Origin of the sequence: Duganella sp. CF402, from assembly GCF_900109645.1 — a bacterium.
Lineage (GTDB): Bacteria > Pseudomonadota > Gammaproteobacteria > Burkholderiales > Burkholderiaceae_D > Rugamonas.
Genome location: NZ_FOBG01000001.1, coordinates 450,690 through 476,786 on the forward strand (window position 1 = coordinate 450,690; position 26,097 = coordinate 476,786).

Genomic DNA, 26,097 nt, shown 5'->3' on the forward strand with positions numbered 1-26,097 from the left:
CTAAAATACTGTTCATCGGAGTGTAGCGCAGCCCGGTAGCGCATCTGGTTTGGGACCAGAGGGTCCAAGGTTCGAATCCTTGTACTCCGACCAAAAATATAGAACGGGTTGTCTGAAAAGACAGCCCGTTTTTCATTTCAGCCGCAGATTCCTGCGGCTTCTTTCTGCCCATAGCTCAGTTGGATAGAGCATCAGCCTTCTAAGCTGAGGGTCGCTGGTTCGAACCCAGCTGGGCAGGCCAGACATCTCCTTAAAATTGATCTAGATCAATCTTTTTTTCGACCCATGTCAGTACTCTGTTCGAAACACATTTTCGAAGAGGTACTCTGATGAACGGAGACTGCGCCAGTTTTTCCTGCACGGTGCTGGATGCTTTGCCGGAGCAGATTGCCGTGCTGGATGGGGATGGCTTCATCGTTGCCGTCAATGATGCATGGCGCCAGTGCGGGATGGAGCATGTGCGCGCCGGGACCGGCGTGGGAGCGAACTATCTCGAAGTGTGCCGCCGGGCGGACGGCGCAGGCGCCGAACACGCGGCCCAGGCGGCGGCGGGGATCACTGCGGTGCTGACTGGTTCCCGCAAGCAATTTCAGATGGAATATCCCTGCCATACGTCCAGCCGCAAGCGCTGGTTCAGTATGACGGTGTCGCCGCTGGCACATGGCCGACGCGGCGTGGTGGTGGTGCATGTGGAAATTACCGAACGCCACGAGGCTGAATCCCGTCTGCGCATCGCCGCCACCGCCTTCGAATCCTCGGAGGGCATGATGGTGACCGATAGCCGGGGCATGATACTTAAGGTGAACCAGGCTTTTACCCGCATCACCGGCTATCCGCCGGAGGAGACGATCGGCCGTACCCCGGCCATGCTCCGCTCCGGCCGCCATGATCCGGCGTTTTACAAGGCCATGTGGCAAATCATCAGCCGTGACGACAGCTGGGAAGGCGAGATCTGGAACCGTCGCAAGAACGGCGAGATCTATCCCGAGCACCTGAGCATCGCCGCCGTGCGCGATGAACAGGGCGAAATCACTCACTATGTCGGTGCTTTAACCGACATTACCCTGAGTAAGGCCGCTAACGACGAGATCCGCAACCTGGCATTCTACGACCCGCTGACGCGCCTGCCCAACCGCCGCATGCTGCTGGAACGCTTACGGCAGGTGTTGGCCGCCAGCAACCTGCATGACAACTACGGCGCGCTGGTGTTTATCGACCTCGACAATTTCAAGACGCTTAATGACACGCTGGGCCATAACGTCGGCGATTTGCTGCTACAACAGGTCGGCGCCCGTTTGCAGGCGTGCATACGGCAGGGCGATACGGTGGCGCGCTTAGGCGGCGATGAGTTCGTGGTCTTGCTGGAGCGCATGAGCAACGACCCGCTTGAAGCGGCGGCCCAGACCGAAACGCTGGGCGCCAAGATTCTTGAGGAGTTGAACCGGCCTTACCTGCTGGGTGTCCATCCCTGCCACAGCACGCCCAGCCTGGGCGCAACACTGTTTCACCAAGGAAAACCATCGCACCCGGACGAGCTGCTGATGCAGGCGGATATTGCAATGTATCAAGCCAAGCAGGCTGGCCGGAATGGCATGCGTTTCTTCGACCAGCAAATGCAGGATGCTATTAACGCTCATGTCCGTATGGAAGAAGCGTTACGCAAGGCGGTTGAGTTGCGCCAGTTCGAGCTTTATTACCAGGTGCAGGTGGACCAGCATGGTTATCCGAGTGGCGCTGAAGCTTTAATTCGCTGGATACAATCGGATGGCAATTGCATTTCGCCGGCCAACTTTATTCCGCTGGCCGAAGAGTCAGGGTTGATACTGCAAATCGGCGATTGGTTATTGGAGACTGCTTGTGCTCAATTGCGGCGTTGGCAGTCCCGTCCGGCGACGGCACATTTGGTGCTGGCGATTAATATTAGCGCCGCACAGCTGCATCAGTCAGACTTTTGCGAGCGGGTGCAACAGCAAATACGAAACTTCGGAATCGATCCCGGAAAGCTCAAGCTTGAATTAACCGAAGGCATATTGCTGAAAAATATAGAGGAGACCATCTCAAAAATGCAGCTGCTTAAACAATTTGGGTTGAAATTCTCGCTCGATGATTTTGGCACTGGTTATTCGTCCTTACAGTATCTAAAACGGTTGCCGTTAAGCCAGCTAAAAATAGATCAATCATTTGTACGGGATCTGGTTTCCAATAACAATGGCCAGGCGATTGTCTCGACGATTATTGCAATGGCGCACAGCCTGCAATTGGACGTGATTGCCGAAGGCGTAGAAACGCACGAGCAGCGCAGCTTGCTGGGTAAACTGGGCTGCCATCGCTATCAGGGCTATTTGTATGGCAAGCCGCTGCCAGCCTCACAATTCCAGCAGATCCTGGAGCTTTGCGATGCCTGAGCGCGCCAAAAATTGGCTTGTTAAAGCCCATTTCTGGCATACTCTTCGTTCAAGGAGGCTTGAATGACTATCGATTGGAACGTTTTCACTCCCGCCGCATCGCTGGCCGGAGGACTGCTGATCGGCTTGGCTGCGGCATTGTTCGTTATTTTCAATGGCCGTATTGCCGGCATCAGCGGGATTATTGGCGGGCTGATTAAACCGCAGCGTGGCGATATCGGCTGGCGAGTGGCATTTGTCGCCGGGCTGATTATTGCGCCGTTAATTTATGCTTTATTTCTTAAGCTGCCGGAAGTGCAGGTGGAAGCTGATACGCCTACGCTGATTATTGCTGGTTTGATTGTCGGCCTTGGCACTCGTTATGGTTCCGGTTGCACCAGCGGCCACGGCGTATGCGGAATATCGCGCTTATCGCCACGCTCGTTGGTTGCTACCGCCGTATTTATGGCGGCCGGATTTGCCACCGTATTTTTGGTGCGCCACTTATGATCTTCATTTCTTTTTTTGCCGGACTGGTTTTCGGTATTGGCTTGATTATTTCCGGCATGGCGAATCCCGCCAAGGTGTTAGGTTTTCTTGATTTGGCCGGTAATTGGGATCCGTCGCTGATGCTTGTGATGTGCGGCGCCATCGCCGTTGGATTCTTTGCGTTCTTTTGGGCGAAGTCGCGTAAAACCACATTACTGGGTGCGGAAATGAAATTACCTGCCGCCAGCCAAATAGATCGCCGCCTGATAATAGGCTCGGCGATGTTTGGCGTCGGCTGGGGTATTGCCGGATTCTGCCCCGGTCCGGCGCTGGTCGGCCTCGGCATCGGTTTGCCGAAGGCTCTCATCTTTGTCACTGCCATGCTGGCCGGTATGGCTTTGTTTGAGCTGATCGAACGTCGTCGCGGTGGATAACTCTTGCTGCGAAAAAAATGCGCAGTGACAATTTCTCCTTTGGGATCAAGGGCTTGGGATTCCGACCTGAGCCTTGTTAACAGCCTTATCCACAGAATTTGTTAACAACCGGCCGGGAGGCTGTCGATCAAGGCGCGGCTGGCGGCCGACATGCGGCGGTGCGGTGGATAAATCAGCGAAAACGGCCTGCTGCGGCCGCGCAGATCGGGCAGCACTTCCACCAGTTGCCCGCTGCGCAACCGTTCTTCCGCCACGAAGTGGTAGGTCTGGCAGATGCCCAGTCCTTGCTGCGCCAGCGATACCACGCCCAGCACGTCATCCGTCACCAGCATGCGCGCCGGCGCCAGCCAGTCCAGATCCTGGTCGTCCACCTTTAGCAGCCACGGCGCTTGCCGGCCGGTGCTCGGCATGATGAAGGGCAGGCAGGCGTGCTGCGCGAGTTCGTCCAGGTTGCCTGGCGCGCCGGCCCGTTGCAGGTAATCCGGCGAGGCGACCAGGCAAACCGGCTCGTCGCCCAGCCGCTTGGCCGCCAGGCCGCTGTCGGCCAGTTCGCCCAGCCGGATCGCCATGTCGTAGCCCTCGTCCACAAGATCGACGTTGCGGTTGTTGATACTGAGTTCAATCACGACTTGTGGATGCCGCTCCATGAATGGCCGCAGCAGGGCAGGGAGCCGGTAGTGGCCGTATGTGGTCGGCACGCTGATGCGCACCTTGCCGGATAGCGCGCCGCCTTGGCCTTGTATCGCCCGTTCCGCATCGGCGATTAGCCCGAAGGCACTGCGCGCCTGTTCCAGATACAGGTTGCCAGCCTCGGTGATGCTCAGGCGGCGCGTGGTCCGGCGCAGCAATTGCACGCCGAGCCGCGCTTCCAGCCGCGCCACCGCCCGGCTCAGCACCGACGGCGTGGTGCCCAGCGTCACCGCCGCCGCGCTGATGGTGCCTTTGTCGACGATGGTAACGAAGGCCTCCACATCGGCCATGTGATCGAATTGGCGTGCCATTCATGCCTTTCAAGAACAAATGATTTGGTGAGGAGTATATTTAAACACGGCTGAGGCATGAATACACTACTCCCATCGCAAACAAAAGGAGTAGCCGAATGACTTTCCGCAAAACCATCGCTGCCGCCGCCATTGGCATGGCAGCACTGAGCGCCAATGCCGCCAACATACTGGTCGTCCTGTCCGATGAGTCCCAGCTGGCGTTGCGCGATAACCGCACTTTCGACACCGGTTTCTACGCCAACGAGCTGATGCAGCCGGTCAAAAAGCTGCTCGACGCCGGCCATACCGTCACGTTCGCCACCCCGTTCGGCAAGGCACCGACCGTGGACCGCAGCTCGGTCGACAAAATGTACTTCGGCAATGACGACGCCAGCATGCAGCAGCACCTGGCCCTGTTGGACAAGTTACAGGTCACTTCGGTGACGAATTCGCCGGTCGTCAGCCTGGCCCGCGTGGAGCAGGGCGGTTACGACCGCTACGACGCGGTCTACATCCCCGGCGGCCACGCGCCGATGCAGGATCTGCTGCACAGCGCGCCGCTGGGCCGCCTGCTGGCCAACTTCCACCAGCGAGGCAAGCCGACCGCGCTGGTCTGCCACGGCCCGATCGCGCTGCTGTCGACGCTGGCGCAGCCGCAAGCCTTCACCAAACCGCTGGAAACCGGCGCCAAGGCCGGCAAGGCGCCGGCCTGGATTTACGCGGGCTACCAGATGACCGTCATCAGCAATAGCGAGGAAGAGGCCGCCAAGCCGATGCTGAACGGCGGCACCATGAAGTTCACGCCGCAGACCGCGCTGGAACGCGCCGGCGGCGTCTACAGCAGCGCCGCCAACTGGCAGCCGAAGGTGGTGCAAGACCGCGAGCTGATCACCGGCCAGAACCCGGCATCGGCCAACGCCGTGGCCGACGCGCTGCTGGCGCGCCTCAAGCGCTAAGCGCCGCAAGGATGGCGGCCCCGCGCCGCCATCCAGCCGCTGTGCGACAATGCGGCATGAACGAACCATACTTCTATGAACCGGCCCAAGGGCACGGTCTGCCGCATGATCCCTTCAACGCCATCGTCGGCCCGCGCCCGATTGGTTGGATCTCCACCCGCGCCGCCGACGGCACGCTGAACCTCGCGCCTTACAGCTTCTTCAACGCCTTTAATTACACGCCGCCGCTAATCGGCTTTGCCAGCCTGGGCCGCAAGGACACGCTGCGCAATATCGAGGAAACCGGTGAATTCGTCTGGAACCTGGCCACCCGCCCGCTGGCCGAGGCCATGAACGCCAGCTGCGCCGCCGCGCCACCGGAGGTGGACGAATTCCAGCTGGCCGGTCTGGATACCGCGCCGTCACGCATTGTCGCCGTGCCGCGCGTGGCGGCCAGCCCGGTGTCGTTCGAATGCAAGTGCAGCCAGATCATCCGCCTGCAGGGCGCGTCCGGGGTGGAAACCAATAGCTGGCTGATCCTGGGGGAGGTGGTGGGTGTGCACATCGCGCGCAGCGCGCTGCGGGATGGCATATACGACACGGCCGGCGCGCACCCCATCTTGCGTGGCGGCGGTCCGGCCGATTACTTCGAGATCACGCCGGATAACCTGTTCCGCATGACGCGGCCAAGTTACCCGTAACGATCAGTAGGTGTAGAACATGCGCTGGATCTGCTTGCTATCGCTGGTCCTGGTCAGCGCCAGCATCAGCAGGATGCGCGCTTTTTGCGGATTCAGCGTGTCGGACGCCACGAAATCCAGCTCGTCGTCGTTGGCTTCGCCATTGCGCGCCACGATGCCTTGGCCGACGCGGCTGGAACGCACGATCAGCACGCCTTGCTTGCGCGCCGCCACCAGGCCAGTCTTGACCGACGAGGCCAGGCTGCCGTCGCCGACACCGGCGTGGATGATGCCCTTGGCGCCGGCGCCGACCAGCGCGTTCAGCGCCACCGGGCTGACATTGGCGTAGCCGTAGACGATGTCCACTTGCGGCAGCGCGTCCAGCTTGCTGATATCGAACTCGGTGTCGGCCGTGTTCTTGCGCGCCGGCAGGTGGTAGAAGTAAGGCTTGTTACCCTGGATGTAGCCCAGCATGCCCAGTTCCGGGGTCTTGAAGCTGTCCGGGGTAGAGGTGTTGGTCTTGGTGACATCGCGGGCGGCGTGGATTTGGTCGTTCATCGCCACCAGCACGCCCTTGCCGACGGCTTCCTGGCTGGCCGCCAGCAGCACGGCGTTGTACAGGTTGATCGGGCCATCGGCCGACAGCGCGGTGCCCGGACGCATGGCGCCCACCAGCACCACCGGTTTCTTGCTCTTCACGGTCAGGTCGAGGAAGTAGGCGGTTTCTTCCAGGGTATCAGTGCCGTGGGTGATGACGATGCCGTCCACGTCCGGCTGCGCCAGCAGCGTATTGACGCGCTTGGCCAGTTTCAGCCAATGCTCGTTGCTCATGTTCTCGCTGGCGATCTGGAAGACTTGCTCGCCCTTGACGTCAGCCACCTTGGCCAGCTCCGGCACGGCCGCGATCAGGCGGTCGACGCCGACGGTGGCGGCGGTGTAGCCGACCGTGGTGGTGCTGGTGGCGCCGCTGCCGGCGATGGTGCCGCCGGTGGCCAGGATGGTCACGTGCGCCAGCTTTTCGGCTGCCCCGGCATAGGAGCTGAGCAGCACTGCGCAGGCCAGCAAGGCTTGGCGCCAGCGGTTAGAATTATTAAAAAACATGAAGTCTCCTGATAAAATTACAAAGTTTGCCAGTTTAGCAAGGCCACCGCGTGTCAACAATGCAGGGCCTTGCCGCGTTAATACAGGGTTGTGGGAATAATAAAGAGAAACTATATGAGATTGGCTATCACGATCGCATTATTGCTGGCGCTGGCCGCTTGCGGCAAGACCGCCGAGCAAAAACAACGCGAAGAAGCAGCTACGCTCACCAGCATGGGTGAAAAATACGTCAGGGAGAAGGTGCTGGAGCCGGCCCAGGCGCAATTTCGCAACCAGTTCATCGGCAAGGGCGGGGCGCCGTGCGGCGAGGTCAACGCCAAGGATGCGTTTGGCGGCTACATCGGCTTCCAGCGCTACATCTCAGTGGCGCGCGACCTGACCCTGCTGGCGCAGGACGTGGCCCCGGCCGAATTCGAGGCGCAGTGGCAGCAGCTCTGCCGATAAAGCGGGGAAGCGCTATCATGTCCGTACTTCATTGCGAGGATATGGCATGGAACAGAAATCCGGGACCGGCAACGTCGCCGCTCCTCACTTGGCATCATCCGACGTCGGCAACCGCCGGCACCAGATTTTCCCCACCCTGAGCGAAGACCAGTTCGACATCCTGCTGCGCTACGGCGAGCGGCGCCACTTTGCCGCCGGTGAGGTGTTGTTCCGCCAGGGCGAGCGCCACATCGCCACCTTTGTGATTATCTCCGGCGCGATCGAGATCGAGCGTGGCTCGGCGCTCGGCGCAACCGTGATCGGCACCCACGGCCCCGGCATGTTCACCGGCGAGATGGGCGCGATGGCCGGCCGCGCCGCCGTCGCCACCGCGCGTGTGGTGGCCGACAGTGAGCTGATCGTCATCAGCGAAGATTCGCTGCGCACGCTGGTGATTTCGGAGGCGGAGCTGAGCGAAACCATCATGCGCGCCTTCATCCTGCGGCGCGTGGTGTACATGTCCGACCAGACCGGCGGCGTGGTGGTGTTTGGCCAGCGCGATTCGCAGGAAACCCTGATCCTGCGCCATTTCCTCAACCGTAACGGCCAGCCGGCCGCCTATTTCGACACTGATACCGACAGCGAGGCGCAGGCGCTGATGTCGCGCTTCGGCGTGCAGCCGCAGGACATCCCGGCGGTGGTCACCATCAGCGGCGAAGTGCTGCGCCGTCCGACGCTGCGCCAGGTGGCCGACGGCATCGGCATCAGCCCGGACGGCATTGATGGCCGCCTGTTCGATGTGGTGGTGGTCGGCGCCGGTCCGGCCGGTCTGGCGGCCGCCGTATATGCGGCATCGGAAGGCTTGACGGTGGCGGTGCTGGACGCGAAAGCGCCCGGCGGCCAGGCCGGCGCCAGCTCCAAGATCGAAAACTATTTCGGCTTCCCGACCGGCGTGTCGGGCCAGGCGCTGGCGGGTCGTGGGTTGTCGCAGGCGCGCAAGTTCGGCGCCGAGGTGGCGGTGCCGGTCAAGGTCAGCGCCGTCAATTGCGAAAGTCCCGAATACGACATCCAACTCGATAGCGGCGAAAAGCTGCGCGCGCGTTCCATCGTTATCGCCAGTGGCGCGCGTTATCGCAAGCCGAACTTGCCGGGACTGGAGCGCTTTGAAGGGCGCGGCGTGTACTACAGCGCGTCCTTCATGGAAGCGAACTTCTGCGCCAATGAGGAAGTGGTGATCGTCGGCGGCGGCAATTCGGCCGGGCAGGCGGCGGTGTTTTTGTCGCAGCACGCCAAGCATGTACACATCGTGGTGCGTTCGAGCGGACTGGCGGCCAGCATGTCGCGCTATCTGATCCAACGTATCGAAGCGTCGCCCAGGATCACGCTGCACACGCACAAGCAGATCGTCGAATTACGCGGCGGCGACCGGCTTGAAAGCATCTGCTGGCAAAGCGCGGGCGGCGAAGCGCGTGAGGCACCTGCGCGTCACCTGTTCCTGTTCCTCGGTGCGGAGCCGAGTACTGCGTGGCTCGGCGATTGCGTCGCGCTCGACGACAAGAACTTCGTGCTGACCGGGCCGGATGTGCCTTCGGAGCGCTGGCCGCTGGAACGGCCACGCCACTTCCTCGAAACCAGCCGGCCGCGCATCTTCGCGGTGGGCGATGTGCGCAGCGGTTCCGTCAAGCGGGTGGCGGCGGCGGTGGGCGAAGGCTCGGCGGCAGTGGCGTCGCTGCATCAGGCGCTGGCGTCGGACCTGCTTTAAGGCTCGATACTGCCCAGCGGTTTGCTGTGCTTATTGGCGCGGCGAATCGGCGGATGCTGGCGCGGCGGCCGTGCCAGCGCTTCCTGAGCGCGCTGGTAGCCGTACTCCCATTGATCGTTCATGTGCTGGACGAAGATCTCGTAACTCGGTGGCATGCGCAGTTCGATGCGGTTGCGCAGCCAGTCCAGCTTTTGCTGCATCTGCTGTTTTTCCAGCACTACCGATACGTCCGACGAATCGATGCGCATGTCGGCCAGGTGTGAGTTGGCATAGCGCAGGCGTGCGTTGCCGTCCACGCCCAGCACCGCGCGCCAGGCCGGAATCGAGAACACCTGGTCGAACGCTTCCTTGAATTCCATGATGACCTCCGTGCCGAGCGCGCGCGCGATTTCGACCGGGAACAGATCCAGCACGCCGCCGATATATTCGTCGCCGCGATGTTGGGCGCAGCGGAAGTAGATCATGTCGGAGATGGAGATGCGGGCGGCGTCGGTGACGGCCACGCTGCTGTCGGTCAGCAGTTGTGGCGCGACGGCGTGCTCGCCCCAGCGCGGATCGCTGAGCGGCGAATCCATGCCTTGCAGCGCAGCGGCGGCGCGCTCGTTGCAGAACACAGTCTCCGCATACAGCTTGCGCTGGCCGCGCGGCTGGCCGACATCCGCTTCATTGAATAACAGCTTGCCGCCGATGATGGCAACGTCCACTTCCGGCGTGCCGGTGGCGGACGGGAAGGGCAGCTGCGGCGGAATCTCAAACAGGTAATCGGTGAACAGGTCGGGGATCACCGGCGCGCTGGCGCTGTTCATCTTGCGCTTGGCCGCGCCGAACAGGGTGCCAAGCAGCACGGCGTTATCGGTCGAGCGCAGGCTGCACCAGAATTCATACATGCCACGGGATGACAGCCATGCGCGCTGTTCCTCGGGGTCGGGCAGGTTGTGAATGATAGCGGCGGCAATGGCGCCGCCGCAGCTGGCCAGCAGCACATCGGGCGCCTTGCCGGCCTGCCGCAGCGCGGCATACATGCCGATGTAGATCCCGAAGCGGAATCCGCCACCACCCATCACCATGCAGCGTTTATACGGTTTATACGATTCTTGCGTCATAGGACGCAACCATATCACATTACAGTTGCTGCTCCAGCATGAGTCGCAGCGTGGCCTTGGTGGGCTCCAGGCGGATGCGTTGCATAGTGCCGGCGCTGTCGGTGTAACGGTAGGTTTCGCTGGCTTGCTGGCGCAGCAGGTTGGCGCCCGATATGCGCAGCTGCGTTTTCGCGTTCATTTTCCACACCGCGTACAGGTCCAGTTCACGTTTTGCGCTGGCGCTGGTCAGCACTTCCACAGACTGGCGCGATGGACCGGCGGCCTGGTAATTCAGGCTGCCGCCGACGGTGAGCTGCTGCCAGCGGTAGTCGAAGCCGATGTTGGCGGTGGCCGGTGTTTGCGCTTCCAGCCGGTTGTCCGGTCCGGGCACGTTGTCCACCCGCGACCAGTTGCGCGACAGGTTGGCGCGCAGGTCGAGCGCCTTGGTCAGCGGCAGCTTGGCTTCCAGCTCCACGCCGTGCGCACGCGCATTGCCGTCGTTGAACGGCGCTTCCACCCACACGCCATCCTGCTGGAACAGGCGCGATTGCGTCACGTCGCGGATGCGGCGCAGGTAGGTGCTGACGCTGAGCAGCGCGCCGCCGCCGAGGTAGTGTTCATAGGCCGCATCCATGCCCCACGCCAGTTCCGGCCGCAAGTGCGGATTGCCCTGTTCATCGGGATTGGTCTGGTTATTGTTGTTGTCGTTGGTGTAGCGGCGCGGCACCAGCTTGACCAGCGGCGGCGCTTTGTAGGTGCGGTTGACTGCCAGCCGCAGCACGTCCTTGTTCGCCAGTTGGTAGCGCGATTGCAGCGAAGGGCTCCATACTGAGGACTGGCTATTCAGCGCATCCGGCGCATTGGTGGCGTTGGCGCGGCTGGCGGTGTTGAGCCGTTCGTGGCGCAGCCCGAGGTAGAGCGAGGACTGCTTGGTCACTTGCCACTCGTCCTGCGCGAACAGGGCGAGGCGGTTGACGGTGGCGCTGTAGTCGGCGTTGTTGGCGCTTGTTTGCTGGTTGCTGGCATCGAACAGGGTTTCGTTGCGGTCTTCGCTGCGCACGGCATGGGTGGCGTCCCAGCCCACCGCAATCGCGTGCTGCTCGCTCACCGGGTGGCGATAGGTGCCGGTGCTGGTGACGGTGTTTTCCACCGGCCCTGAGTCGACGTGGTGGCGGCCCAGCGGCTTGCCGTCGGCATCGCGGCCGTGGAAGTCGAAGGTGCCGGTGCGGCGATTGGTGGCGGCGCCGAGTTTTGTTTCAAGCTTGGCGCCATCGGCCAGCAGGTGCGTCCATTGCAGGTCGCTGCGCAGCATGATGAAGTTGGCGATGAAGTTGGCGTCGTTGTGCGGATAGTCGCTGTGCTCTCCGATCAGCGCGGTTTCGTCGGCGCGGGCCAGGTTGTCCACGCGGCGCAGGTAGGCGAAGCTTTGCCAGCTCAGGGTATCGCCGTCGGCCAGTTTCCAGTTCAGGCGCGGCGTCAGCGTGAGGGCGTCGGTGCGGCCGGATTCGGTCTGCGGTGTGCGGCGCAGCAGCGTGAGGGCGCCGTTGGCGTCGCGCTGTTCCTGCCAGTCGGTGAAAGGTTTTTCATTGCGCTTGCGCGTCAGCGTGGCGGCGAGGCTGTAGGAATAAGCATCGCTTTGGTCCGACAGCTGCGCGCTCAGTGCGGGCGTGTTGACGCCGCCCTGGCGCGCAACGCTGGCGGTGACGGAGCGTTGGCTGCGTGCCGAAGCTTTTTTCAGGATGATGTTGATCGCGCCGGCCACCGCCTGATTGCTCATCTCGGCCGTGGCGCTGCGCAGGATTTCGATGCGTTCGATGGTTTCCGGTGCGATGGCGTCGAGCGAAAAGCCGTTGGCCACCGGCTCGCCGTTGAGCAGGATTTGCGTATAGCCGTTGCCCAGGCCGCGCATCTGGATGGCGTTGCCCTTGATGCTGACGCCCGGCAGGCGCTTGAGCACATCGGCCAGCGCCTGGTCGCCTTGGCGCACGATGTCGGCGTGCTGGATGACGATGCTGGTGGTGGTCTCGCGCTGGCGCTGGTCGGCGCGCGCGCCGGTGATTTGCACTTGTTGCGGCTCTGGCGTTTCCGTAGCGTAGGCGCAAGCGGAGACCGCCAGCAGCAGGCTGCTGGTGATGCGGTGTGATGACATGGTTATCCTTTTTGCAGGCGGCGGATGCGGAGTGCGCGCGGCGTGGCGTAGGCGTCCAGATTGGTGAACATGGCTGCGGGGTCGATCAGGCGGCCGTTTTCGCGGACTTCGAGGTGTAGATGCGGGCCGGTGGCAAAGCCGGTTGCGCCGGACGCGCCGATGTGCTGCCCGGCTTGCACGTGCTGTCCGGGCGCCACGTTGACGCTGGACAGGTGGGCGTACAGCGATTGACGGCCGCCGTGGTCGATGATCACGGTGGTGCCGTAGCGGCCATTGTTCTCGGCGATCGGACCGGCGGCGATGATGGTGCCGCTGGCCGCTGCGTGTACCGGCGTGCCGGTCTTGGCGGCGAAGTCGATGCCCTTGTGCGGCGTCGGCAGCACGCTGCGCATCACGCCGAAGAAGCTGGTGACGCGGATGTTGTCGACCGGCGCGCGCCATGCCTCAGGCGTGGAAGCCGCCGCTGCCTGCGCTGCGGGCGTCGCCGTTGATGCTGGCGCTGCCGTCACCAAAGGCGTTGCTGTTGCCGCCGCAGCCATCGCTGCGGACGTCGCCGCCTCAGGCATGGCGGCTGGGCGCTCGAGCTGGCCGCTGGCTGCGACGCTGTATGCCAGCGCGGGTTGCAGCATTGCGCCCAGCGCCAGCACGGAGGCCAGCGCGGCGGCGATCAGCCATGCGGTGGTGGCGCCCAGCGCGGGCAGGCCGTCTTGCTGCATATGGCGGATGCGCGTGCTGATCGCCGTGCCGTGGAAGGCAGCGGCGCCGGTTGGCGCGATGGCGCTCCATTGCCGCAAGAGGGCGGCGGCGTATTGCTTGCGTTCCTGCTGCGGGCGGCCAGTGAGGACGTGCTGGTCGCATTGCAGTTCCAATGCCCATTCCATTTGTCTTGCCATCCAGCGCAGCGCGGGATTGAACCAGAAAAGCGTTTGCAAGGCGGCGGCGATGGCGAGGCACAGCGGATCGCGGGCGCGCCAGTGGTGCAGTTCGTGGGCGACGATCATTTGCTGCTGTTCGACGCTTAGCGTGTCGAAATGCGCTGGCAGCAGCAGGCGCGGACGGCGCACGCCGACCAGCATCGGCGAAATCGCGGCGCTGGTCCGCAGCACGGTCAGGCCGCGCTGGGCGATCTCGCGCAATTGTGCGATGGTGAAGGCGCCGTGATCTTGCAGCTCTTGTGGCGACAAGCGGTCGGCGCCGGCCAGCAGGCCGCGCCACAAGCGCCGTGCGCGCAGCTGTTTGCGGACGGCCCACGCCAGGCCTGCAGCGTAAATGACCAGCCAAAGCGCAGCCAATGAAGGCAGGACTTGCGCTGTGTTTAGCATAGTCGCTGCGTCAGTCGCCTCCTCAGTTGTCGCGATACCGGTCGTCGCAGCGGTGTTGCCGGTGGCGCTCGGGCGGGCGGCAGGCGGCGGCGCGGTCGGCGCGGCGGCGAGCGTGATCTGCGGTGTGACGTTTATCTCCGCGCTGCGCGGCAGGAAGGGCAGGGTAATGGCGAGGGCCACGACGCATTGCGCGGCAAGCCAGATGCCACGGCGCGTCCGCAGCGCGGGAAGCCATCGTGCTGCGCCGTCCAGCATCAGCCAGACCAGCAAGCCCACCGCCACGCAGCCGGCGCACGCCAGCAGCCACTGGGCCGCAAACAATTCCGCCGCCATCATGCCTCGTCCTTCGGCCAGTCTTGCAGCATTTGCTCCAGCTGCGCCAGTTCCTGCTGGTCGACCAGCTTGCTGCCGGTGAACATGGCCACTGGCAGCGGGGCGTCGAGCTCCATCACACGGCGGCCGAAATCATGCGCAAACGCCGCCAGCGTGCCGACTTTTTCCAGCCGCGCACTGTAGACATTCACCCCATGCACCACCTGCAAGCCCACCATCTGCTTGTCCAGCATCCGATCCAGCGTCTTGCGTGTCGACGAAAACGACCAATCCAGCTCCGCGCCGGCGGCATCATGAATCTCGCGCGCGCTCAGCGGCTGCTGCTTCCACAGCGCTTTCAACAAGGTCAGCTCCGTGACCGAAGGAATCTGCGACATAAACCACCCTTTCTGCGACAAGTTGGATCATTGTGCGACATTTGTCGCATACCCGTCAAGCAACATATATCAATTTGTAACATTGCTTCAAATAAATTCAAATTATGCTACGATGAATTTTTTGACAATTGGCAAGAAAGCATGCAGTCGCAAACCCGGCGGCACGTACTGGCAAGGCGCTATACAATGCCGGTGGCCGCAGCTATCCCAGCCGCAGCCACCACTGCATTGGACAATCTATGTATTACGGAGAGCGCTTCAACAGCATCACGCACACCGTCGGCGCGGCGCTGGCTGCCATAGGCGGCACGCTGCTGATCGTCCAGGCCGCCCGCAGCGGCGACGCCTGGAAAATCGTCAGCTGCAGCATCTACGCCGCGACGCTGCTGGCCCTGTACCTGACCTCCACGCTGTATCACAGCCTGCGGGGACGCGCCAAAGACGTGTTGCGGAAGCTCGACTACTGCGCCATCTACCTGCTGATTGCCGGCAGCTACACGCCGTTCACGCTGGTCAGCCTGCGCGGACCGTGGGGCTGGACCTTGTTCGGGGTGGTGTGGGGACTGGCGGTGATCGGCATCGTGCAGGAGCTCTTGTTTGCCAAGGGCGCGCGGGTGCTGTCCTTGCTGATTTACGTGGCGATGGGCTGGGTCGGCGTGACCGGCGCCAGCCCGTTGATCGACGCGCTGGGCTGGAACGGCTTTATGTGGCTGGCGGTGGGCGGCCTGGTGTACACACTGGGCATCGCCTTCTTCGTCACCGACCACAAATGGCGTTACGGCCACGGCGTCTGGCATTTGTTTGTACTGGGCGGCAGCGCATGCCATTTCGGCGCGGTGCTGCTGTACGTGGCGTAAGGATGGAACACCGGTGGACATCAACTCGGACGATTTAAAGACCTTCATCACCGTCATCGATAGCGGCACGCTGAGCGCCGCTTCGGTGCACCTCGGGCAGACCACGTCCGGCGTCAGCCGCGCGCTGTCGCGGCTGGAGGACAAGCTGGCCACCTCGCTGCTGACGCGCACCACGCGCCGCATGGAGCTGACCGAAGAGGGCCACGTGTTCCTCGAAAAGGCGCGCGCCATCCTGAACGCGATGGAGGAGGCGGAGGAAACCATCCGTATCCGCCGCCAGAAGCCATCCGGCCGCCTGTGCGTGGACGCCGCCTCGCCGTTCATGCTGCATTGCGTGGTGCCGCACATGGCCGAGTTCCGCGCCATGTACCCGGACATCCGCCTCGAATTGAGCAGCAATGACCAGATCGCGGACCTGATCGAGCATCGCACCGATATCGCCATCCGCATCGGCGCCCTGACCGACTCCACCCTGCACGCACGGGCTCTGAGTTCCAGTCCGCTGCACATCCTGGCCAGCCCGGAATACCTGAAGCAGCACGGCACGCCGCAAACGCCGGAAGACCTGGTGCAGCACTCGCTGCTCGGCTTCGTGCAGTATGAGCTGGGCAACCAGTGGCCGCTGCGTCATGCGGCCGGCAACAGCTTGCCGATTACGCCGTCGCTCTCGGCGTCCAGCGGCGAGACCTTGCGCCAGCTGGCGCTGGCCGGGCAGGGCATCGTCTGCCTGGCGGACTTCATGACGCGCGCCGACATCGAAGCCGGCCGTCTGGTGAAGCTGCTGGAAGCCGATAACACCGGCTACCGCCAGCAGATCCACGCGGTCTACTACCGCAACACCCAGCTGGCGCAGCGCATCAGCTGCTTCCTCGAATTCCTGCAGCAAAAGCTCTGAGTCTGGGCGCTGCCCGGTGAACGGCGCCTTTCGCCGTTCACCGGTCCTTTTCCGCCGTTCGCCGAATAGCGGTTTCCCTGCCCGACGTTCCCCGGTATCGTTACATCCATACCGACTTGGGGGACCAACATGAACGTAGAAACCGCATACCGCTGGCGCAAGCAGTTTGTCTGGGGCCTGGCGCTGATCGCCGCCGGCACCGTGATTCTGCTGGCGCAGCTGGACGTACTGGACATCGACTTCAATCTGGCGCATTTCTGGCGCTGGTGGCCTTGGCTGGTGGTCATCAGCGGCGTCACCAAGATTATTCCGCCCACCACCTCGCGCCACTTCACCGAAGGCTGGTGGGAGATCTTCTTCGCCGGCTGGTGGTACGTCTCGTTCAATCACATCTGGGACCTGGGCTTCGGCCAGACCTGGCCGGCGCTGCTGATCGCCTGGGGCGTGGGCATGCTGCTGCGTCCTTTGCTGGACAATATCTTCACCTCGACCAAGGAGCAAGCATGAGAACCCGCCGCGAACGTAATCCTGCCACGCAGATGGTCATCGGGCTGGTCGTCATCGGCTTCGGCATGTTGTTCCTGCTCGATAACCTGGGCTGGCTCGACCTCGACCTGACCGTGCATATCCTGCCGACCGTGCTGATTGCCGCCGGCATCCTGAAAGTGCTGCAGACCCGCACCCAGTCCGGCATCATCACCGGTGGCGCGTTGATTGCAGTGGGCAGCGTGGTGATGCTGAAGGAAATGGGCCTGATCTATATCGGCTGGAATACCCTGTGGCCGCTGCTGCTGATCGGCGCTGGTGTGGCGGTAGTGTTCAAGTCGAACGCCAACCGTAAGCAATCGGAGCAGGCGGCGTTCGATCCGTTGGCCAAGGCGGAGAGTGAATCGCTGCTCAACTACACCGCCATCATGGGCGGCTTCAAGCAGCGCATCACCACGCAGGATTTTCGGGGCGGCGAAATCACCGCCATCATGGGCGGCTGCGACCTTGACCTGCGCCAGTCCTCGACCGTCGGCGACGCGGTGCTGAATGTGTTCGTCATGTGCGGCGGCATCACCATCAAGGTGCCGATCGACTGGACCGTGGTGTTTGACGGCATGCCGATCATGGGCGGCTTCGAGGAGAAGACCGTGCCACCGACCGGCGCCGGCTCCGGCAAGCGGCTAATCGTGCGCGGCTACATCATCATGGGCGGCATGGAAGTGCGTAACTGATGCAGGAGATTTCCGCCACCCGTCGAGGAACAGTCATCTACCTGCTGGTCTGGCTGTTTCTCGGTTGCGCTTTGGGCGGCGTGATCTCGCTGTCGAGCGAGACGCCGCTGGCCAACGCCTTGCTGTTCGCGATACCGGTCAACCTGTGGTACGCCTTCGCGGCCGGCTATTCGGCCTACTACCTGTGCCGCGCCTATCCGCTGGGCACGCGCGGCGCCGGGCCGATTGCGCTGGTGCTGACGCTGGCCGCTGTGGTGCTGGGCTTTTTATGGCTGATCATCGGTAACCTGTGGAACAGTGTGTGCCGCCTGCTGGACGTGGAATGGAGTGGCATCGTCATCACGCCGCAGCTGTCGATATTGATCGTGGTGCTGGGTGTGCTGCTGTATGGCTTTGCGGTGGCGCTGCACTATCTGGTGATTGAGTTCGTGCGCGCCAAGAGCGCCGAGCAGCGCGAACTGGAATCGCTGCTGATGGCGCAGGAGGCCGAGCTGCGCATGCTGCGCACGCAGATCGATCCGCACTTCCTGTTCAATAGCCTGAATTCGATCAGCGCGCTGACCTCGCAGGATCCGAAAGCGGCGCGGCGCATGACGCTGGAACTGGCCAGCTTCTTCCGCCAGAGCCTGGGCATGGAGGCGCACAAGAAGGTGACGCTGGGCGAGGAGATGGTGCTGATCCGGCACTTCCTCGCCATTGAGCAGGTGCGCTTCGGCGAGCGTTTGCAGGTGCAGGAAGAGATTGGCGAGGACGCGGCGGTGTGCCTGGTGCCGCCGATGATTATCCAGCCGCTGGTGGAAAACGCGGTCAAGCACGGCATCTGCAATTTGCCGGAAGGCGGTACGATACGCATTACTGCGCGGCGGGCCGGCTCGATGCTGCACATCGGCGTGCACAACCCGGTGGACGAGGATATGGCCTCCATCCGCAGCGAAGGCCACGGCATCGGCCTGACCAACGTGCGCCAGCGTTTATCCGGTGCTTACAAACACGAAGCCGGCATCCAATGGGGCCGGCACGAGAACAGCTTTGGCGTGGATATTACGATGCCCGCGCAAACGAGCGAACAAGGGGATTGAGGTATGCGTATCATCATCGTTGACGATGAAATGCTGGCGCGCGGCGTGGTGCGCGAATACTTGTCCGAGCATGCGGACGTGGAAATCGTGGCCGAATGCGCCAACGGTTTCGAGGCGGTCAAGGCGATTACCGAGCTGTCGCCGGACCTGGTGTTTTTGGATATTCAGATGCCCAAGCTGGATGGCTTTGAGGTGGCTGAACTGGCCGGCGGCAAGACGCGCTACATCTTCGCCACGGCGTTCGACCAGTATGCGATCAAGGCTTTTGAATTCCACGCGCTCGATTATTTGCTCAAGCCTTTCAGTCAGCAGCGTTTTGATCAGGCGCTGGCGCATGCGCGCGCCAATCTTGGCGCTGGCGGCGAGGTGGTTGAGAAGATGGTGCGCGAGGCCACTGGCCGCAACAAGCCGCTGGGCCGCGTGCTGATACGCGACGGAGCCAGGGTCCACGTCATCACCGCCGACAAGATCGAGCATGTGGAGGCGCAGGATGATTATGTGCAGATCCGCTCGGAAGGAAAATCCTACCTGAAGAATCAGCGCATGTCGGAGCTGGAGGAGCAGTTGGATGGCGAGCAGTTCCTGCGTATTCATCGCTCCTACATCGTCAACATTGCCTTCGTAGACCGCATCGAGCAGGCCACCAAGGATAGTCATGTCGCGGTGCTGAAGGATGGCAGCCGCGTGCCGGTCAGCCGCAGCGGCTATCAGAAAATACGTGCGGTCATCCAGTAATGCTGCACGAGGAATATCCGCCGCCGGAGGAACTGCGGGAGGCCATCAAGTGCTTCTGGCATAACCGCTGGGATTTCGGCGAGCAGCCCGGCAGCTTCGAGGTGATGCCGGACGGGTATGCGGAAATCATCTTCAGCTTCGGCAGCGTGATGCGCGATGGCGCTGCGCTGCCATCGCCGTTTTTGATGGGATTATTGAACCAGCCGGTGGTGTTCAATGCAGCGGGGCGGCTGGAGATTATTGGTGTTCGCTGTTATCCGTGGACCGTGTTTGATTTGCTTGGCCTTGCGCCGGTGAATGGTGTGCACACGCTTGAGCATCTGATCGCGCAGTTGCAGCTTTCGCTGGCGCGGTATGTGCAGGCTGGTGATATCGATGCGGCATTGGGCGTGCTGCGGCGCTACTTCCAGCCGAAGCAAGCTGACAGTATGCTGGCCAAGGCCGGCGAGGCGATGCGCAGCGCGGGCGGCGCCATGCCGGTGAGCGAGGTTGCTGCGGCGGCGCATGCCACGGTGCGCACGCTGGAACGCAAGTTCAAGCAATCGTCCGGGCATACGGTGAAAGACGTGTCTGGCCTGATGCGCTTCGAGCAGGCGCGTAACCGCTTGTGGCATGCGCCGCAAACGAATCTGGCTGCGCTGGCGCAGGAGCTGGGCTATACCGACCAGTCGCACCTTAGCCGGGAGTTCAAGCGCTACAGCGGCGTTGCGCCATCGGCCTTTGCGCGCAAGGCCAAAGCGCAGGCGGAGAGCGAGGGTTTTGTCGCGTTTGTACAAGCCCCGGCGGGAGCAAAGCCCTAGACTGCGGGGCATGAACACATCACATCAAGTCATTATTGCAGGCGCCGGACCGGTCGGCCTGTTGCTCGCTTGCGAGCTGGCGCTGGCCAAATGCACCGTCCTCATTCTGGAGAAAGCGGCCGATCCGCATTCGCCCTTGAAGCAGCTGCCGTTCGGCATACGCGGTCTGTCTGCATCGTCGATCGAAGCGCTGCACCGGCGCGGGCTGCTGGATGAAATGGAAGTGCCCAAGCGCTTGCAGAATCCTTTCACCGGCAAGCGCAGCAAACAGGCTGGCCACTTTGCCGGTATTCCGTTCGAGCATGACAATATCGATACCTCCGGCTGGCCGCAAGGTTTGCCATACAGCCTGTTGTCCGAAATGGCGGAGCTGGAGGACGTGCTGACACGCCGTGCGCTGTCGCTCGGCGTCGAGATCCGGCGCGGCGCTGGCATCAGCGGCTTGGCGCAGGATGACGACGGCGTGAGCGTGAAGGTGAGCGTGCATGCGGTGGCGGGGCAGGAGCCGGAGCGGGAGCAGGGCATGCGCGCCGCTTGGCTGGTCGGCTGTGACGGCGCGCGCAGCGTGGTGCGCAAGCAGGGCGGCTTCGAGTTCGCCGGCACCGAGCCGGAATTTACCGGCTACTCGGCCAAGGTGGATCTGGCCAGTGCGGCGCAGCTGGCGCCTGGCCGCGTGGTGACGGAGCGCGGCATGTACTTCCAATCGCAACCGGGCTACCTGAATTTGCAGGACTTCGACGGCGGCGCCTTCCACCAGAGTGGCGAGCAGGTCACGCGGGAGCATTTGCAGGCGGTCCTGCGCCGCATCTCAGGCATCGACGTTACCATCGACGCGCTGCACATTGCCACCACCTGGACCGACCGTGCGCGGCAAGCTACCCACTACCGCAACGGCCGCATTCTTCTCGCCGGCGACGCTGCGCACATCCACGCGCCGCTGGGCGGGCAAGGCCTGAACCTCGGTATCGGCGACGCCATGAACCTCGGCTGGAAACTGGCGGCCACCATCCACGGCACGGCAGCGGATGGCCTGCTGGACAGCTACCACGCCGAGCGCCATCCTGTCGGCGAGCGCGTGCTGGATTGGTCGCGCGCGCAAGTGGCCGTCATGCGGCCCACGCCGGAAGGCCGCGCCCTGAACGCGATCTTCCGCGATCTGATGAACACCCGCGACGGCGCAACTTATTTCGCCGGCCGCGTGTGGGGCCTGATCTAGGCTTCGATGCGCCACCAGCTTGGCAATAGTTCCCGTATCTCCGGCCGCGCGAAGCGGTCGTCGATCAGGTAGACCGTGCCCTTGTCGGATTGCGTGCGAATCACGCGGCCCGCCGCCTGCACCACTTTCTGCATGCCGGGATAGGTGTAGGTGTAGTCGTAACCGGCGCCGAAGATGGCCTCCATGCGCTGGCGTATCTGCTCGTTGACCGGATTGATTTGTGGGAGGCCCAGCGTGGCGACGAAGGCCCCGATCAGGCGCGCGCCCGGCAAGTCCACGCCTTCGCCGAACGAACCGCCCAGTACAGCGAAGCCGATGCCTTCACTGTCCGGCGTAAAGCGGTCGAGGAACTGCGCGCGCTCCGCTTCGTCCATGCGGCGTGACTGCCGCCACACCGGCACCTCCGGATGCAGCTCGCTGAACTGGCTGGCCGCTTTCTCCATGTAATCGAAACTGCTGAAGAAGGCGAGGTAGTTGCCGCGCTGCCGTGCGTACTGCTTGCCCATCAGGTCCGCGATAGGCTTCAGCGATTGCTGGCGGTGCTGGTAGCGGGTCGAGATGTGCTTGGCCACCTGCACCGACAACTGCTCGGCCACGAACGGCGATTCCACGTCCACCCACGCCGTGGTGTCGGGCATGCCGAGCATGTCGCCGAAGTAGTTCCACGGGCTGAGGGTGGCCGAGAACAGCGCTGTGGTATGCGTGCTTTCAAAGCGCGGCTTCAGGTACGGGGCCGGCACGATGTTGCGTATGCAGAGCACCGAGTTGCTGTTGCTGGCGCGCGCGCCCGGCGCTTTCTCGATATCGAACAGCGCGTGCTCGCCAAAGCTTTCCGCCAGCCGCGCGAACATCAACGCGTTGAAGTAGAAGCTTTGCAGGTCCGGCTCCACGTAGGCGGGATGGTCGGCCATGTAATCGGAGATGGCGGTCGATGCGGTCTGCAACGCGCCCATGAATTTTTCCGGCAGCTCGGCGTAGGACTGGTATTCGGCCGTCTGGTCTTTCTCCAGCTGGTTCCATTGCTTGTGCACGCGCTCCAGCGGCTTTTTCAATTCCTCCGGGACGATCTTGCGCAGCAGGCGCAGGCTGTCGTGCTCCATGTCGGCCGAATACATCTTCCTCGCGCGCGACACCATATTGTGCGCTTCGTCCACCAGCAGGTTAACCTTCCAGTCGTTCAGTTGCGTGAGGCTGTGCAGCATGGCGCTGATGTCGAAGTAGTAGTTGTAGTCGCCGATGACGATGTCGCACCAGCGCGCCATCTCGCTGCTCAGGTAGTACGGGCAAACGTCGTGGGCGAGGGCGATGGCTTTCAGCGTGTCGCGATCCAGCGCTGGCGGTGCACTGCCATTCGGCGACGGCGCCATGATCGCCAGCGCTGACTCGCGCGCCGCAGGCAGGCGGTCGTAAAAGCCTTTGGCCAGCGGACAGGAATCGCCGTGGCAGGCCTTGTCCGGATTGACGCAAGCGGTGCTCTTGGCTGCCAGCTCCAGCGTGCGCAGTGGCAGCAGCGGTGCGCCTTCGCGGATCAGGTCCACCGCATCAAGCGCCATTTGACGGCCCGAGGTTTTCGCCGCGAGAAAGAAGATTTTGTCGACGCCATGTTCAGCGCTGGCCTTCAGCATCGGGAACAGGCTGCCGACGGTTTTGCCAATCCCGGTCGGCGCTTGCGCCAGCAGGCACACCTTGCGGTTGCTGGCGCGGTACATGGCTTCCGCCAGCTGGCGCTGGCCCGGACGGAAGTCGCCGTAAGGGAAGCGCATGGCCTTCAGTTGCAGGTCGCGTTCCGCGCGGTGCGCCATTTCCTGCTGTGCCCATTGCAGGAACAGGGTGCACTGCTGCTCGAAGTATGCTTGCAGGCCGGCTGCCGTATGGTCTTCGTGCAGCACGGTTTCCTTCTGGCTGCCGATGTCGAAGTAGACCAGCGCCAGGCGGATCTTTTCCAGTCCCCGGTCCTGGCATAGCAGGTGGCCGTAGATCTTCACCTGCGCCCAGTGCAGCGCGCGCTGGTTGTCCGGCATCTTCTTCAAGTCGCCGCGATAGGTCTTGATTTCTTCGAGGCGGTTGGCGCGCGTGTCGTAGCCGTCGGCGCGGCCGCGCACGTGCAGTGGGCCGAAGTCGCCGGAGAGCGAGATCTCGGTCTGGTAGTCGTCATCGCGGCGCGAGGTCACAACGCCGTGGCCGGCGATGCCTTCTTGCGCGGTGGGCGAGGGCGTGAAGCGCAGATCGAGGTCGCCGGTTTTGGCGGTGAACTCGCACAGGGCACGCACTGCGACAACGTACGTCATGCTGCCCACTGCAAATAGCACACCGAGATCGGCATCTGGTGTTCGGCGCAGTATTCGATCCAGCGCAGCTGGTTGTCCTGCAGGCGATCGCCGGGGCCTTTGACTTCGATCATGTTGTAGCGGCGCTCGGCCGGCCAGAACTGGATCAGGTCGGGGAAGCCGCTGCGGTTGGATTTGATGTCCAGCAGGATGCGCTCGAAGGCGCGCTTCAGGTGCAGCGGCGGAATGCAGTCCAGCGCCAGTTCCAGCAAGTCGGCATCAATCGCCTCCCAGTACAGGAAGGGCGACTGGATGCCGTATTTGGCCGCGTAGTTGGCGCGGATAGTGGCGCGATACTGGTCGCGATCCAGCTGCGACAGCGCGTCCTCAAACTGCTGCGCACGGCGGCGCTGGAAATCGGCGCTGTGCAAATCGGCTGGGCCGCGATGATACGGATGGAAGAACGCGCCCGGAATTGGCGAGAACACCGCGTCCCAGCACAACAGGCCAAACAGGGAATTCATCAGCGCGTTCTCGACGTAGAACACTGGTGCATCGTCGCTGTGCAGATGATCGCGCACTACGAATTCGACATAGTAGTCTTCCTGCGGCGACGGCAGTTGCAGGTCGATGCGCTCGGCCTGCGCCAGCGCCACCGGCGGCGGCTTGGCGTGACCGAGCTTGCGCGCCAGGCGTGGCGCCATGCGCAGCAACTGCTGGCGTTCGGCCTCGCTCTCCGGCGCGTGCATGGCGGTTTGCAGCAAGTCGAAGGCCTCGCGCGGCTGCTCATTTTTTTCCAGCACGCGGATGGCGCGTGCGCGGGCGCCTGGGTAGTCGCAATCGGCATACAGCGCGTACGCCGCCGGCCAGTCGGCCTGCTTTTCCACGTGCTGGGCGATGGCGAAAACCAGCTTGTTGCGGCGGCTGCGCAGCCATTCGTTATCCGGCGCGCAGGGCGGCAGGTCGGCGATGACGGCGGCCGGTTCCTCGCCTTCGGCAAAGCGTTCGTGGCACCGGCGCAGGGCCAGGAAGTCGTCGATGTCGCGGCGGCTGCGGAAGCCGCGTGCGGCCGGCGAGAACTCGACCTTCTCGTACTGGTAGATGCCGAGGTCGGACAGCACAAAGTCGGTCCAGTCCTGATGGTAGTTGCCGAAGAAGATGAGGCGCAGGCGGTCGCACAGTTCCTGCGTCAGGTTGCGGTAGACGTGGTCGCCCGCATTGGCGTACCAGGCGGAGAAGCGGTGTTCGGCATCGTATTCCTCGCGCAGCGCTTCCAGCTGTTCTGCCTTGCGCAGATGTTTAACATGCGTCGCCAGCTTGAAGACTTTGGCGATTTCCGGCTTTTGCAGCAGGCTGAACAATTCGTCCAGCCCCAGTGGCGGATCTTCCTCGATGAGGCCGAGCTCGGCCAACGGGCGTGCCGCTTCATGCGTGCTGCCGATTTCGGCGTAGACCAATTTACTGGCGCGGAACACGGTGCCCTTGCGCATCACCATGCGCACGAACAGCGCGCGCGAAGCTTGCGGCAGGGTAGGGAAGATGGTGAGGAAGTGGCGTTCCTCGGCGGTGAGCAGATCGTCGTAGCGTTCGCTTATCCACGCCAGTACCTGGTGAAAATTCTCCAGATAATAGAACGGATTTTCAAGAACTTTGATCATTGCAGCGGGGACGAACGGCGATTAACTGTATTTATGTACAGTGTATCGCGTTCGCCGCCGCCGGTACAGTTATTTCTTGGCTTTGGATGGTTTGGCTGGCGCGGCCTGGCCGACCAGCGCGTTGGCCTTGGCGATTTCCGCCTCCACCGCCTGCACGGCCTGCTTGGTGGCCTTGGTCACTTGCTCATAGCCGGCAAAGGCGTTGTCGATCGCGGTCTTGACGATCTGCACCGCGTTTTCCGAACCGGGACGCACGTTCTTGGTCACATCGTGGATCAGCGCGCTCAGGTTGTTCTTGGCTTCGGTCACATGGGCGTCGGCGGCACGGGTGAATTCTTCGCGGATCTCGGCAATGATGTCGCCCAGCTGCTGGTTGTACGCGGCGGCGCCGGCCACGCCCGGCGGGATCTTGTCGGCGGCCAGTTTGATGGCGGCCTTGGGATCGGCAGCCTGGCTCAGTTCCTTGCCGGTGGCAAGGCCGTCTTCCAGTTGGGATTTGGCGGTCGACAGGTTGAGGGCGATGACTTGTTCCACGCCCTGCACGGTCTTGCTGGTCAGGGTATTGAACGTTTCAAGCTGGAATTCAAACAGCGCTTTGGTGACGTTGGCAAATTGCTCGGGATTCGTGAACATACAGTCTCCTCATGGTGAAGGTGGATGCAGCGTGCAGCGATTCGCTTTTTCTAACGTGTGTGCGATTTTATTATCTAACAACAATTAACTTCTCGCAACGGGCATCGCGGAACGGGCCATAGGCCTTTTCCCAGCCGGGGCCGAGTTGCGTTTGCGAGCAGAACAGCTGCCCATCGATCTTGCTGCGCCACTTCCACCACGGCGCCGGCTCGGCATTGAGCCCGCCGCACAGGACTGCCAGTGCCAGCATCAGGACAGCGTTTGCTTTGATATTGTTCATGCC

Annotated in this window: 25 protein-coding genes and 2 tRNA genes; 17 read left to right on the top strand and 10 right to left on the bottom strand. The window is 62.7% G+C overall.

What is annotated here, in order from left to right:
* The first annotated feature begins 16 nt into the window (after positions 1 to 16).
* From BMZ70_RS02065 to BMZ70_RS02085, 5 genes are all read left to right on the top strand, one after another.
* Positions 17 to 93: transfer RNA gene (locus BMZ70_RS02065), tRNA-Pro, on the top strand.
* A gap of 71 nt (positions 94 to 164) precedes the next feature.
* A tRNA-Arg gene (locus tag BMZ70_RS02070) sits at positions 165 to 241 on the top strand.
* Positions 242 to 329: 88 nt separating this feature from the next.
* Positions 330 to 2,405: a putative bifunctional diguanylate cyclase/phosphodiesterase gene (locus tag BMZ70_RS02075; protein ID WP_092269260.1), complete on the top strand. Its 2,076-nt coding sequence runs from the start codon at positions 330 to 332 to the stop codon at positions 2,403 to 2,405.
* A 63-nt stretch (positions 2,406 to 2,468) separates the two neighbouring features.
* The gene (locus tag BMZ70_RS02080; protein WP_092269263.1) at positions 2,469 to 2,894 is read left to right on the top strand and encodes a YeeE/YedE family protein; all 426 of its coding nucleotides are present in this window, start codon (positions 2,469 to 2,471) and stop codon (positions 2,892 to 2,894) included.
* Positions 2,891 to 3,307, top strand: a complete 417-nt coding sequence (locus tag BMZ70_RS02085) for a DUF6691 family protein (RefSeq protein WP_092269266.1) — start codon at positions 2,891 to 2,893, stop codon at positions 3,305 to 3,307. The genes BMZ70_RS02080 and BMZ70_RS02085 overlap by 4 nt, the downstream gene beginning before the upstream one ends.
* Positions 3,308 to 3,408: 101 nt before the next feature.
* Here BMZ70_RS02085 and BMZ70_RS02090 read toward each other — a convergent pair whose 3' ends face one another.
* The gene (locus tag BMZ70_RS02090) at positions 3,409 to 4,308 is read right to left on the bottom strand and encodes a LysR family transcriptional regulator (RefSeq protein ID WP_092269268.1); all 900 of its coding nucleotides are present in this window, start codon (positions 4,306 to 4,308) and stop codon (positions 3,409 to 3,411) included.
* A gap of 98 nt (positions 4,309 to 4,406) precedes the next feature.
* Between BMZ70_RS02090 and BMZ70_RS02095 the strand changes: the two genes are divergently transcribed.
* Entirely contained in the window at positions 4,407 to 5,246 is an 840-nt protein-coding gene (locus BMZ70_RS02095; RefSeq protein WP_092269271.1) for a type 1 glutamine amidotransferase domain-containing protein, read from the top strand.
* Between the two features lie 56 nt (positions 5,247 to 5,302).
* Complete coding sequence (locus BMZ70_RS02100) at positions 5,303 to 5,926, top strand: flavin reductase family protein (protein ID WP_092269274.1); 624 nt, start codon at positions 5,303 to 5,305, stop codon at positions 5,924 to 5,926.
* Positions 5,927 to 5,929: 3 nt separating this feature from the next.
* Here BMZ70_RS02100 and BMZ70_RS02105 read toward each other — a convergent pair whose 3' ends face one another.
* Complete coding sequence (locus BMZ70_RS02105) at positions 5,930 to 7,006, bottom strand: type II asparaginase (protein WP_092269277.1); 1,077 nt, start codon at positions 7,004 to 7,006, stop codon at positions 5,930 to 5,932.
* Positions 7,007 to 7,120: 114 nt separating this feature from the next.
* Here BMZ70_RS02105 and BMZ70_RS02110 point away from each other — a divergent pair, with 114 nt between their 5' ends.
* Positions 7,121 to 7,450 carry a hypothetical protein gene (locus BMZ70_RS02110; RefSeq protein ID WP_092269280.1) on the top strand — a complete coding sequence of 110 codons (330 nt, stop codon included), beginning with the start codon at positions 7,121 to 7,123 and terminating at the stop codon, positions 7,448 to 7,450.
* A gap of 46 nt (positions 7,451 to 7,496) precedes the next feature.
* A complete protein-coding gene (locus tag BMZ70_RS29160; RefSeq protein WP_092269282.1) occupies positions 7,497 to 9,191 on the top strand; it encodes an FAD-dependent oxidoreductase in 1,695 nt (564 codons plus the stop codon).
* Here BMZ70_RS29160 and BMZ70_RS02120 read toward each other — a convergent pair.
* The 4 genes from BMZ70_RS02120 to BMZ70_RS02135 are packed head-to-tail and all read right to left on the bottom strand — an operon-like array spanning position 9,188 to position 14,454.
* A complete protein-coding gene (locus BMZ70_RS02120) occupies positions 9,188 to 10,294 on the bottom strand; it encodes a patatin-like phospholipase family protein (RefSeq protein WP_229205259.1) in 1,107 nt (368 codons plus the stop codon). The two genes, BMZ70_RS29160 and BMZ70_RS02120, sit on opposite strands and share 4 nt — an antisense overlap.
* 19 nt (positions 10,295 to 10,313) lie before the next feature.
* Positions 10,314 to 12,422 carry a TonB-dependent receptor plug domain-containing protein gene (locus BMZ70_RS02125; protein WP_092269285.1) on the bottom strand — a complete coding sequence of 703 codons (2,109 nt, stop codon included), beginning with the start codon at positions 12,420 to 12,422 and terminating at the stop codon, positions 10,314 to 10,316.
* Positions 12,423 to 12,424: 2 nt separating this feature from the next.
* Positions 12,425 to 14,080 carry a M23/M56 family metallopeptidase gene (locus BMZ70_RS02130; protein WP_092269288.1) on the bottom strand — a complete coding sequence of 552 codons (1,656 nt, stop codon included), beginning with the start codon at positions 14,078 to 14,080 and terminating at the stop codon, positions 12,425 to 12,427.
* The gene (locus BMZ70_RS02135) at positions 14,077 to 14,454 is read right to left on the bottom strand and encodes a BlaI/MecI/CopY family transcriptional regulator (RefSeq protein ID WP_092269291.1); all 378 of its coding nucleotides are present in this window, start codon (positions 14,452 to 14,454) and stop codon (positions 14,077 to 14,079) included. The genes BMZ70_RS02130 and BMZ70_RS02135 overlap by 4 nt, the downstream gene beginning before the upstream one ends.
* 239 nt (positions 14,455 to 14,693) lie before the next feature.
* Between BMZ70_RS02135 and BMZ70_RS02140 the strand changes: the two genes are divergently transcribed.
* From BMZ70_RS02140 to BMZ70_RS02175, 8 genes are all read left to right on the top strand, one after another.
* Complete coding sequence (locus tag BMZ70_RS02140; protein WP_092269293.1) at positions 14,694 to 15,311, top strand: PAQR family membrane homeostasis protein TrhA; 618 nt, start codon at positions 14,694 to 14,696, stop codon at positions 15,309 to 15,311.
* 13 nt (positions 15,312 to 15,324) lie between these two features.
* Positions 15,325 to 16,206 (top strand): LysR family transcriptional regulator, encoded by an 882-nt coding sequence (locus BMZ70_RS02145; protein WP_092269295.1) that lies wholly within the window; start codon positions 15,325 to 15,327, stop codon positions 16,204 to 16,206.
* Positions 16,207 to 16,335: 129 nt separating this feature from the next.
* Positions 16,336 to 16,713 carry a LiaF transmembrane domain-containing protein gene (locus BMZ70_RS02150; RefSeq protein ID WP_092269298.1) on the top strand — a complete coding sequence of 126 codons (378 nt, stop codon included), beginning with the start codon at positions 16,336 to 16,338 and terminating at the stop codon, positions 16,711 to 16,713.
* The gene (locus BMZ70_RS02155) at positions 16,710 to 17,426 is read left to right on the top strand and encodes a LiaI-LiaF-like domain-containing protein (protein WP_165403540.1); all 717 of its coding nucleotides are present in this window, start codon (positions 16,710 to 16,712) and stop codon (positions 17,424 to 17,426) included. The genes BMZ70_RS02150 and BMZ70_RS02155 overlap by 4 nt, the downstream gene beginning before the upstream one ends.
* Positions 17,426 to 18,505: a sensor histidine kinase gene (locus tag BMZ70_RS02160; protein WP_092269303.1), complete on the top strand. Its 1,080-nt coding sequence runs from the start codon at positions 17,426 to 17,428 to the stop codon at positions 18,503 to 18,505. The genes BMZ70_RS02155 and BMZ70_RS02160 overlap by 1 nt, the downstream gene beginning before the upstream one ends.
* Before the next feature lie 3 nt (positions 18,506 to 18,508).
* A complete protein-coding gene (locus BMZ70_RS02165; protein ID WP_092269305.1) occupies positions 18,509 to 19,240 on the top strand; it encodes a LytR/AlgR family response regulator transcription factor in 732 nt (243 codons plus the stop codon).
* Entirely contained in the window at positions 19,240 to 20,040 is an 801-nt protein-coding gene (locus tag BMZ70_RS02170; RefSeq protein ID WP_092269308.1) for a helix-turn-helix domain-containing protein, read from the top strand. The genes BMZ70_RS02165 and BMZ70_RS02170 overlap by 1 nt, the downstream gene beginning before the upstream one ends.
* Before the next feature lie 10 nt (positions 20,041 to 20,050).
* Positions 20,051 to 21,256, top strand: coding sequence for an FAD-dependent monooxygenase (locus tag BMZ70_RS02175; protein WP_092269310.1), 1,206 nt, complete (start codon positions 20,051 to 20,053; stop codon positions 21,254 to 21,256).
* On the opposite strand, the gene BMZ70_RS02180 is transcribed toward BMZ70_RS02175, so the two are convergent.
* The 4 genes from BMZ70_RS02180 to BMZ70_RS02195 all read right to left on the bottom strand — a co-directional run bounded on the left by BMZ70_RS02180 (position 21,253) and on the right by BMZ70_RS02195 (position 26,094).
* Positions 21,253 to 23,544 carry an ATP-dependent DNA helicase gene (locus BMZ70_RS02180; protein ID WP_092277435.1) on the bottom strand — a complete coding sequence of 764 codons (2,292 nt, stop codon included), beginning with the start codon at positions 23,542 to 23,544 and terminating at the stop codon, positions 21,253 to 21,255. The genes BMZ70_RS02175 and BMZ70_RS02180 overlap by 4 nt on opposite strands.
* Positions 23,541 to 25,181, bottom strand: a complete 1,641-nt coding sequence (locus BMZ70_RS02185) for a VRR-NUC domain-containing protein (protein ID WP_092269313.1) — start codon at positions 25,179 to 25,181, stop codon at positions 23,541 to 23,543. Before BMZ70_RS02185 ends, BMZ70_RS02180 begins: the two co-directional genes overlap by 4 nt.
* A gap of 69 nt (positions 25,182 to 25,250) precedes the next feature.
* Positions 25,251 to 25,814: a phasin family protein gene (locus BMZ70_RS02190; RefSeq protein WP_092269316.1), complete on the bottom strand. Its 564-nt coding sequence runs from the start codon at positions 25,812 to 25,814 to the stop codon at positions 25,251 to 25,253.
* A gap of 70 nt (positions 25,815 to 25,884) precedes the next feature.
* Entirely contained in the window at positions 25,885 to 26,094 is a 210-nt protein-coding gene (locus tag BMZ70_RS02195) for a hypothetical protein (RefSeq protein ID WP_207231530.1), read from the bottom strand.
* Positions 26,095 to 26,097 lie beyond the last annotated feature (3 nt).

Coding starts and splice junctions, on each gene's coding strand:
- BMZ70_RS02185 (WP_092269313.1), bottom strand. CDS start 25,181: ATGATCAAAGTTCTTGAAAATCCGTTCTATTATCTGGAGAATTTTCAC.
- BMZ70_RS02195 (WP_207231530.1), bottom strand. CDS start 26,094: ATGAACAATATCAAAGCAAACGCTGTCCTGATGCTGGCACTGGCAGTC.
- BMZ70_RS02160 (WP_092269303.1), top strand. CDS start 17,426: ATGCAGGAGATTTCCGCCACCCGTCGAGGAACAGTCATCTACCTGCTG.
- BMZ70_RS02105 (WP_092269277.1), bottom strand. CDS start 7,006: ATGTTTTTTAATAATTCTAACCGCTGGCGCCAAGCCTTGCTGGCCTGC.
- BMZ70_RS02155 (WP_165403540.1), top strand. CDS start 16,710: ATGAGAACCCGCCGCGAACGTAATCCTGCCACGCAGATGGTCATCGGG.
- BMZ70_RS02100 (WP_092269274.1), top strand. CDS start 5,303: ATGAACGAACCATACTTCTATGAACCGGCCCAAGGGCACGGTCTGCCG.
- BMZ70_RS02085 (WP_092269266.1), top strand. CDS start 2,891: ATGATCTTCATTTCTTTTTTTGCCGGACTGGTTTTCGGTATTGGCTTG.
- BMZ70_RS02075 (WP_092269260.1), top strand. CDS start 330: ATGAACGGAGACTGCGCCAGTTTTTCCTGCACGGTGCTGGATGCTTTG.
- BMZ70_RS02180 (WP_092277435.1), bottom strand. CDS start 23,544: ATGACGTACGTTGTCGCAGTGCGTGCCCTGTGCGAGTTCACCGCCAAA.
- BMZ70_RS02090 (WP_092269268.1), bottom strand. CDS start 4,308: ATGGCACGCCAATTCGATCACATGGCCGATGTGGAGGCCTTCGTTACC.
- BMZ70_RS02140 (WP_092269293.1), top strand. CDS start 14,694: ATGTATTACGGAGAGCGCTTCAACAGCATCACGCACACCGTCGGCGCG.
- BMZ70_RS02135 (WP_092269291.1), bottom strand. CDS start 14,454: ATGTCGCAGATTCCTTCGGTCACGGAGCTGACCTTGTTGAAAGCGCTG.
- BMZ70_RS02120 (WP_229205259.1), bottom strand. CDS start 10,294: ATGACGCAAGAATCGTATAAACCGTATAAACGCTGCATGGTGATGGGT.
- BMZ70_RS02095 (WP_092269271.1), top strand. CDS start 4,407: ATGACTTTCCGCAAAACCATCGCTGCCGCCGCCATTGGCATGGCAGCA.
- BMZ70_RS02110 (WP_092269280.1), top strand. CDS start 7,121: ATGAGATTGGCTATCACGATCGCATTATTGCTGGCGCTGGCCGCTTGC.
- BMZ70_RS02150 (WP_092269298.1), top strand. CDS start 16,336: ATGAACGTAGAAACCGCATACCGCTGGCGCAAGCAGTTTGTCTGGGGC.
- BMZ70_RS02080 (WP_092269263.1), top strand. CDS start 2,469: ATGACTATCGATTGGAACGTTTTCACTCCCGCCGCATCGCTGGCCGGA.
- BMZ70_RS02190 (WP_092269316.1), bottom strand. CDS start 25,814: ATGTTCACGAATCCCGAGCAATTTGCCAACGTCACCAAAGCGCTGTTT.
- BMZ70_RS02130 (WP_092269288.1), bottom strand. CDS start 14,080: ATGATGGCGGCGGAATTGTTTGCGGCCCAGTGGCTGCTGGCGTGCGCC.
- BMZ70_RS02165 (WP_092269305.1), top strand. CDS start 18,509: ATGCGTATCATCATCGTTGACGATGAAATGCTGGCGCGCGGCGTGGTG.
- BMZ70_RS02125 (WP_092269285.1), bottom strand. CDS start 12,422: ATGTCATCACACCGCATCACCAGCAGCCTGCTGCTGGCGGTCTCCGCT.
- BMZ70_RS29160 (WP_092269282.1), top strand. CDS start 7,497: ATGGAACAGAAATCCGGGACCGGCAACGTCGCCGCTCCTCACTTGGCA.
- BMZ70_RS02175 (WP_092269310.1), top strand. CDS start 20,051: ATGAACACATCACATCAAGTCATTATTGCAGGCGCCGGACCGGTCGGC.
- BMZ70_RS02170 (WP_092269308.1), top strand. CDS start 19,240: ATGCTGCACGAGGAATATCCGCCGCCGGAGGAACTGCGGGAGGCCATC.